We start from the raw sequence: 7,976 nt of genomic DNA, 5'->3' as shown, positions 1-7,976 counted from the left end.
AAAAGAAATAGGAATTGAGCGGCTGAAACGGCCGCATTTATCTCGCGACTGGCCCTGTTACAGGAAACATGCAATAGGAACGGACAAGAGTTTCAGCCAGACGGGGCGTCCCGCGCCCCTATATAGTCCAGAATTGGAGAACCCGTGCGCATTCTCGATGAAGCCGTCATTCCCGAGCTGCCGAATTATTACCGAGGCAAGGTGCGGGAAAACTACGATCTGCCTGACGGCAACCGCATCATCATATCGACCGATCGCCTCAGCGCATTTGATCGCATTCTCACCTGCATCCCCTATAAAGGACAGGTTCTGACGCAGACAGCGCGCTACTGGTTCGAACTGACCAGGGATATTTGTCCCAACCACGTGGTCAGCTATCCCGACCCGAATGTGGTTATTGGCAAGAGGCTGGAAATATTGCCGGTGGAAGTGGTGGTTCGCGGTTATCTGGCCGGCACCACCGGCACGTCGATCCTCACCCTCTATAAGAAGGGCGAACGACAGATGTACGGCATGAGCCTGCCGGACGGGATGAAGGACAACCAGATTCTGCCCGAACCGGTGATCACACCGACGAGCAAGGCCTTCGATGGCGGCCATGACGAACCGCTGACGCCGGCCGAGATCGTGGAGAAGAAACTGCTGACGCAGGAGCAATGGGACACGCTTTCCCGTTATGCACTGGCGCTGTTCAGGCGCGGGCAGGAAATTGCCGCAAAACAGGGCCTCATCCTCGTCGACACGAAATATGAATTCGGCACGGATGAAAACGGCACGATCATTCTGGCCGACGAAATCCACACACCGGACAGCAGCCGCTACTGGATTGCCGAAACCTATGAGGAAAGCTTCCGCAACGGCGCACGACCGGCAAGCTTCGACAAGGATTTCGTCAGAGCCTGGGTCGCCGAGCGCTGTGATCCCTATAAGGACGACGTTCCTGAAATTCCGCAGGACCTCGTATTGCAGACATCCAAGGTCTATATTGATGCATATGAGCGCATCACCGGACAGAATTTCGTTCCCGACGATAGTGGCGACACGCCGCTTGCAAGAGTACGCCGGAACCTGGAGCAGTTCTTCCCCGGAGTCTGACCTTGAGCAAAACGATTGAACAGGCGAGAAAGGGTGACAGGAAAAACGACCGTCCTGCCAAGCGCCGTCCTCGCCGTTCCGCCGAAGAGACGCGGCGGGACATTCTGACCAAAGCAGAAGAACTTTTTCGGGAACGCGGCTTCACTGCGGTGGCGATCGCCGATATCGCCGCGGCACTGGGTATGTCGCCGGCCAATGTCTTCAAGAATTTCAATTCGAAGAACGCGCTCGTTGACGCCATCGTCTTCGAACAGATTGGCGTGTTCGAGCGGGACATTCGGCCGCTCGACAAAAGCCATGCACCGATTTCAAGGCTGCGCCATCTCACCCACACGCTGATGGAACAGCACCATCAGGATCTCAACGACAATCCTTACATCTTCGAAATGATCCTGATGACGGCAAAGCAGGACATGAAGTGCGGCGACTATTACAAATCCGTCATTGCAAACCTTCTGGCCGACATTATCCGTGATGGTATCGATGCGGGAATCTATGCCCCCGCCGATATTCCGCCCCTGTCGAACACCGTGCTCCACGCGCTTACAAGCGTAATCCATCCCGTCCTCCTGGCACGGGAAGACATCGGCAATTTAGCAACACGTTGCGATCAACTCGTCGATTTAATCGATGCGGGATTGCGCAATCCGCTTGCTAAGTGACGATTCCCAATTTACGTCACCTTCTCGCAATTGCTTGCGAAGCGCTAAAGCCTGCGCTTCTATGCGCTTGGCGGTCCGGACAGAATGAGCGAATCGGGTCCCTGTAAGGCCTTCGCCTGTCGTGTCTGTTTCCGGGACGCGCATCCGCCGAGCGACATTGCGCTTAAAGTTGAATGCGACCCATACGCAGGGAAGAACAATGAGCCGACGTATTTTACCCCTATTTGCTTCTCTGTGTGTAACCGCGGTTCTGGCGGGATGCAGCGATGGCGGCGAGAGCGGCCAGGCCGCTGGGCAGGGCGCCGAGCGCCCACCTTCTCCGGTCAGCATCATCCTGATGAAGACCAGCGAATATCCCCTGACCACCGTTCTTCCCGGCCGTGCCAGCGCGTTCCAGACGGCGGAAATCCGTCCGCGCGTCACCGGCATCATCCGCGAAATTCCCTTCAAGGAAGGCAGCGAGGTCAAGCAGGGCGATGTTCTGTACCAGATCGAGGACAACACCTATCTGGCGGAAGTGGCGCAGGCCAAGGCAAGCGTGGCGAAGGCCGAAGCAAGCGTTCCAAGCGCCGAGGCGAACCTTGCCCGTTACGAGCGGCTGGTCAACAGCGGCGCAACGCAGATCGAATATGAAAACGCCAAGGTGACGCTGCTGCAGGCTCAGGCCGATGTGGCCCAGACCAAGGCGGCGCTGGAAACGGCTGAAATCAACCTCGATCTCACCAAGGTCCGCGCGCCCTTTGACGGCATTACCAGCGCGACCGCCTTCAGCATCGGCAACGTCGTGACGGCAAACCAGACGACCGCTTTGACGACGCTGCGCCGCATCGATCCGATCTATATCGATCTGATGGAATCCAGCATCAATCTCCTGCGTCTGAAAAAGGCGATCTCGTCGGGCCAGCTCGGCGGCGACACGAAAGAAACAGGTATTCACCTGACCTTGGAAGACGGCACCGAATACAAACATGACGGCAAGATCGACATGTCGGACATGGCGGTGAGCGAAACCACCGGCACCTTCTCCATCCGCGCTCTCTTCGAGAACCCGGACGATCTCCTGCTTCCCGGCACCTATGTCCGCGCCACGCTGACCATCGGCAAGGAAAAGGGTTTCCGCATTCCCCAGCGCGCGGCAAGCCGCAACGCCAACGGCGAACTGACCGCAAAATTCGTCTCGGCGGAAAACAAGGTGGAAACCCGCACCTTCCCGTCCAGCCAGCAGTCGGGCAATGCCTGGCTGGTAACGGAGAACGTCAAGGATGGCGACAAGCTCATCGTCGACGGTTTCCAGTGGATTGCCGACGGTGCGACGGTCGCACCGGTTGAAGTGACCATCGACGATCGCGGTATCGTCGTTCTGCCGCAGCAAGCTCAGCCTGCCGCCGCCCCCACGAAATAAGCATGAGCACGAAACCCCAGGTCGAAGCTCGTAAAAGGTAAGGCAGGACTGCCATGGCCCATTTCTTCATCCGGCGCCCCGTGTTTGCATGGGTTATCGCCATCGTCATCATGCTGGGTGGCGCCCTTGCGATCTGGACGCTTTCCATTTCGCAATATCCCGATATTGCCCCGACGACGGTACGCGTCAGCGCGACCTATAATGGCGCGAGCGCCGAGACCGTCGAGAAATCGGTGACGACGATCATCGAGGACGGCATGACCGGCCTTGACGACCTCACCTATATGACCTCGTCATCCTCCACCGGCAGCGCCGAAGTGACACTGACCTTCGGCAACAGCATCATGCCTGACATCGCGCAGGTTCAGGTGCAGAACAAGCTGCAGCTCGTCCAGTCGCAATTGCCCGATACCGTGCAGCAGCAGGGTATCCAGGTCAGCCGCTCCACATCGAGCATTCTGATGGTGGGTGCGCTGATCTCGACCGACGGCAAACGCAATTCGGCCGATCTCGGCGACGTCTTCTCCTCGCGTGTCGAAGACCAGATCAAGCGCCTCGAAGGCGTGGGCAGCATCAACGTCTTCGGTTCCGAATATGCGATGCGCATCTGGCTGGATCCGTTCAAGCTCAACAAGTACCAGCTGACCACGGCCGACGTGACAAGCGCCATCGAAAGCCAGAATACCCAGGTTTCGGTCGGTTCTCTTGGCGCCGTGCCCGCCGTCAAGGGCCAGCAGCTGAACGTGACGGTGACGGCGCAGAGCCAGCTCACCACCGTGGCCGATTTCGAATCGGTCATCCTGAAAGTCGAGAAGGACGGCGCAACCGTTCGCCTGAGCGACGTGGCGCGCATCGAAATCGGCCAGGAAACCTATGGTGGCGATTCCCGTTCGAACGGCCGTCCCTCTGCCGGTTTCGCGGTCAACCTCGCCACGGGCGCGAACGCGCTCGATACGGCAGCGCGTGTAAAGTCGGCGCTTTCCGCCGTCGAGGGTTCGCTGCCCGAGGGGGTTTCGATCGAATATCCCTATGACACGACACCCTTCGTGAAGCTGTCGATCGAGAAAGTGGTGCATACGCTGATTGAAGCGATCATTCTCGTCTTCGTCGTGCTTCTGGTGTTCCTGCAGAATCTCAGAGCCACCTTCATTCCGATGATCGCGGTTCCCGTCGTGCTTCTCGGCACTTTCGGTGTCCTTGCACTGACAGGATATTCCATCAACACGCTCACCATGTTCGCCATGGTTCTGGCCATCGGCCTTCTCGTCGACGACGCCATCGTTGTTGTCGAAAACGTCGAGCGCATCATGTCGGAAGAGGGCCTGTCGCCGGTCGAGGCAACCGAAAAGTCGATGGGTGAAATCACTGGCGCGATCATCGGCATCGCGCTCGTGCTGACGGCCGTGTTCATCCCGATGGCATTCTTCGGCGGATCGACGGGCATCATTTATCGCCAGTTCTCGATCACCATCGTTTCGGCCATGCTGCTTTCGGCAGTGGTCGCCATCGTTCTGACGCCGGCGCTTTGCGCCACGATGCTGAAGCCGATCGATCATCACAAGAAGCAGCGCGGACCGGGCGCTTGGTTCAACCGCGGCTTCGGCAAGACGACGGACGGTTATGTTTCCTCCATCGGCTACCTGCTGAAGCGGCCTCTGCGCGTGATGATTATTTTCGCGATCGTGATCGGCGGCTGCGCCTGGTTCTTCAGCAAGCTGCCCAGCTCATTCCTGCCGCAGGAAGACCAGGGCGTGCTGCTGACGATCATCCAGACCCCGACGGGTTCGAATATCGAACGCACAAACGAGGTGGTGAAGCAGGTCGAAAACTACTTCCGCGAAAAGGAAGCCAACAATGTCGAATCGGTTTTCGGTGTTCTGGGCTTCAGCTTCAGCGGTTCCGGCCAGAACAACGCCATCGTCTTCACCAAGCTCAAGGATTTCGCCGAGAGAACCGCGCCCGATCAACACGCAGGCGCCATTGTGCAGCGTGCGATGGGCACATTCTTCGGTTTCCGCGATGCGCAGGTGTTCCCGCTTCTGCCGCCGGCCATTCAGGGTATGGGCACATCGAGCGGTTTCTCGATGTATCTCGTGGATAGCGGCCGTAATGGCACAGAGGCACTGACGGCCACGTCCAAGGAGCTGATTGCGCTTGCGACCAGCAATCCGAAGGTCAGCTCGCTCAGAAGCGACAGCCAGGACAACGAAACGCAGATGAAGATCATTCTCGATCAGGAAAAGATGGGAGCCATGGGGGTCGATCTTTCCTCCGTGAACCTCATGCTGTCGACGATCTTTGCCGGCCGGGATGTCAACGACTTCACCCTCAACGGTGAACTCAAGCCGGTCTATGTCCAGGGTGATGCGCCTTATCGCATGCAGCCGGACGACCTGAAGTTCTGGTATGCCCGCAATACCAGCGGCGAAATGGTGCCCTTCTCCTCCTTCAGCGAGGTGAAATGGGTCAATGCGCCGCCGTCTCTCGCCCGTTTCAACGGCACGGGTGCGATCTCGCTTGAAGGCACCGCCGGCGCGGGCGTCGCGTCCGGTGATGCTATGGACGAGATGGAACGCCTGACGGCGAGCCTGCCGGGCGGTTACACCGTGGCATGGCAGGGCATCTCCTATCAGGAGCGGCTTTCGGGTTCACAGGCTCCGATGCTCTACGCGCTGTCGGTTCTGATCGTGTTCCTTTGCCTTGCAGCCCTTTATGAAAGCTGGTCGATCCCCTTCTCGGTCATCATGGCCGTGCCGGTGGGCGTCCTCGGCGCTCTGACCGCGGCCCATTTCTTCGGCCAGTCGAACGACGTCTACTTCAAGGTGGGCCTGCTCACGACAATCGGCCTTGCCGCGAAAAACGCGATCCTGATCGTCGAATTCGCCAAGGAACGGCAGGAGCACGGCTTGAGTCTGCTGGAAGCGACGCTGGAAGCGGCGAAGCTTCGCCTGCGTCCGATCATCATGACATCGCTCGCCTTCATCCTCGGCGTCGTACCTCTGGCGATTGCAACCGGAGCGGGTTCTGCTGCACAAAATGCAATCGGCATTGGGGTGCTGGGTGGTATGCTTTCTGCAACACTGCTCGGAATTTTCTTCGTTCCGTCCTTTTTCGTCATCATTCGTCGCCTTTCAAGGCGTTAACAAAACAAAAATGGGCTGTGCCAACCGTTAATACGCTGCTAGAAATGTTGCCGATTTGGCAAATGCACGTTTCTACGGCATATCGACCGCGCAGCCCATTTGTCAGCAAGCCGCGCTCGGTAAGCCAACCAGAGAATTGGGAAAACTATATGCTGTCTATTCGCGCTACTCTTCCCCTGACAATGCTGCTGCTTTCAGGCTGTGTTGTTGGACCCGACCACAAGACGCCGGAAATCCAATTGCCGGGAAAGTTTGCGGAAGCCGGAAAAACCAGTAATGGCGACATCAGCAGCGTTGCATGGTGGACTGCTTTCAACGACAGCCGTCTGAACGGTTACGTTTCCACCGGCCTCGCACAGAACCTCACCGTGATGCAGGCTATCGAGCGCATCAATCAGGCGCAGGCCCAGGTGATCGTGGACGGCGCCGGCGGCCTGCCGAGCCTGACGGGCAGTGGCAGCCACACGACCAGCGAGACCAAGGGCAGCTATCGTGACGTTCCCGTCACCAACGTGTCTTCCGGCGGCCTCAGCGTTTCCTGGTTCCTCGACCTCTTCGGCCGCTATCGCCGGGCAACGGAAAGCGCCAATGCATCGCTCGATGCCGCTTACTCCACCGTCGACGTTCAGCGCCTGACGCTGATTTCATCCGTCGCCGCTGCCTATATCGACGTGCGCTATTATCAGGAACGTCTGGCGATTGCCCGCCAGAACCTGGGCTCACGCCGTGAAACACTCGATCTGACCAAGCTGCAGCTCGAAGCGGGTGCCGCCTCGCGTCTCGATGTCGTCCAGTCCGAAGGTCTGGTCAATTCCACGCTGTCACAGATCCCGGGCCTTGAAACCAGCTTCCGCAAGGCTGCGCATCGCATCGCGACCCTGCTCGGCATGCCGGCCTCAACGCTCATTGCTGAACTGCAGAAGGGCGCACGCCAGCCTGTTGCGCGCGCAGTTCCCCGCACCGGCATTCCGGCTGACCTGATCCGCAACCGTCCGGACATCCGCGTCGCCGAACGTAATCTCGCCGCTGCGGTCGCCACGATCGGTGTAACCGAGGCGCAGCTTTATCCGAGCATCGAGCTTGGTGGCGCGATCACCCCGAGCTACAATTTCCTGAGTGGCGGCGGCAGGGGAACGGCCAATAGCTGGTCCTTCGGTCCGAGCCTCACCCTTCCGATCCTCGACGGTGGCAGACTCCGCGCCAATGTTGACATCGCCAACTCACAGGCACGCGAGCAATATCTCGTCTGGAAGGCGACCGTTCTCAACGCGGTGGAAGAAGTCGAAAACGCCCTGGCCGCCATCAATCGCGACCAGCGTACCGTCGACGCTCTGAGAAAGACCGTCGCCTCCTACCAGGAAGCACTGCAGCTCTCGACCGCCAGCTATCGCGATGGTGCATCGTCTCTGCTCGACGTTCTGGATGCCCAGCGCTCGGTCTCGGATGCGCAGGCAAACCTTGCCACGGCGATCCAGACGACCGCGCAGGACTATGTCTCGCTCAACGTGGCTCTCGGTGGCGGTTATGCCGTTGGACAGCCAGCCCCGAAGAAGTCAGCCGGCCCGACCGTGGCCGCCGCGAAGGGCATGTAAGACGGCCCAAAAAGGCAAACAAAAAGCCCGCGTCTTTCGACGCGGGCTTTTGCTATTCAGGGCATAAAAAAAGCACCAGTCA

The 7,976-nt window shown here is 58.8% G+C and carries 5 protein-coding genes; all 5 read left to right on the top strand.

Translation table 11 applies throughout. The annotated features are described in order from the left end of the window. The first annotated feature begins 144 nt into the window (after positions 1–144). The 5 genes from AC1ROR_RS19840 (at position 145) to AC1ROR_RS19820 (ending at position 7,894) form a co-directional block, all read left to right on the top strand. Positions 145–1,095 (top strand): phosphoribosylaminoimidazolesuccinocarboxamide synthase, encoded by a 951-nt coding sequence (locus AC1ROR_RS19840; RefSeq protein WP_498590445.1) that lies wholly within the window; start codon positions 145–147, stop codon positions 1,093–1,095. 2 nt (positions 1,096–1,097) lie between these two features. Then, entirely contained in the window at positions 1,098–1,757 is a 660-nt protein-coding gene (locus AC1ROR_RS19835) for a TetR family transcriptional regulator (protein ID WP_035221464.1), read from the top strand. A 199-nt stretch (positions 1,758–1,956) separates the two neighbouring features. After that, positions 1,957–3,159 carry an efflux RND transporter periplasmic adaptor subunit gene (locus tag AC1ROR_RS19830; RefSeq protein WP_080835992.1) on the top strand — a complete coding sequence of 401 codons (1,203 nt, stop codon included), beginning with the start codon at positions 1,957–1,959 and terminating at the stop codon, positions 3,157–3,159. Between the two features lie 53 nt (positions 3,160–3,212). Continuing rightward, positions 3,213–6,302, top strand: coding sequence for an efflux RND transporter permease subunit (locus AC1ROR_RS19825; protein WP_035221469.1), 3,090 nt, complete (start codon positions 3,213–3,215; stop codon positions 6,300–6,302). A 149-nt stretch (positions 6,303–6,451) separates the two neighbouring features. Then, positions 6,452–7,894, top strand: coding sequence for an efflux transporter outer membrane subunit (locus AC1ROR_RS19820; RefSeq protein WP_498590444.1), 1,443 nt, complete (start codon positions 6,452–6,454; stop codon positions 7,892–7,894). Positions 7,895–7,976 lie beyond the last annotated feature (82 nt).

This window comes from Agrobacterium sp. GW821-FHT14E08, assembly GCF_058803865.1.
This window is presented reverse-complemented; position numbering and strand designations above follow the sequence as displayed.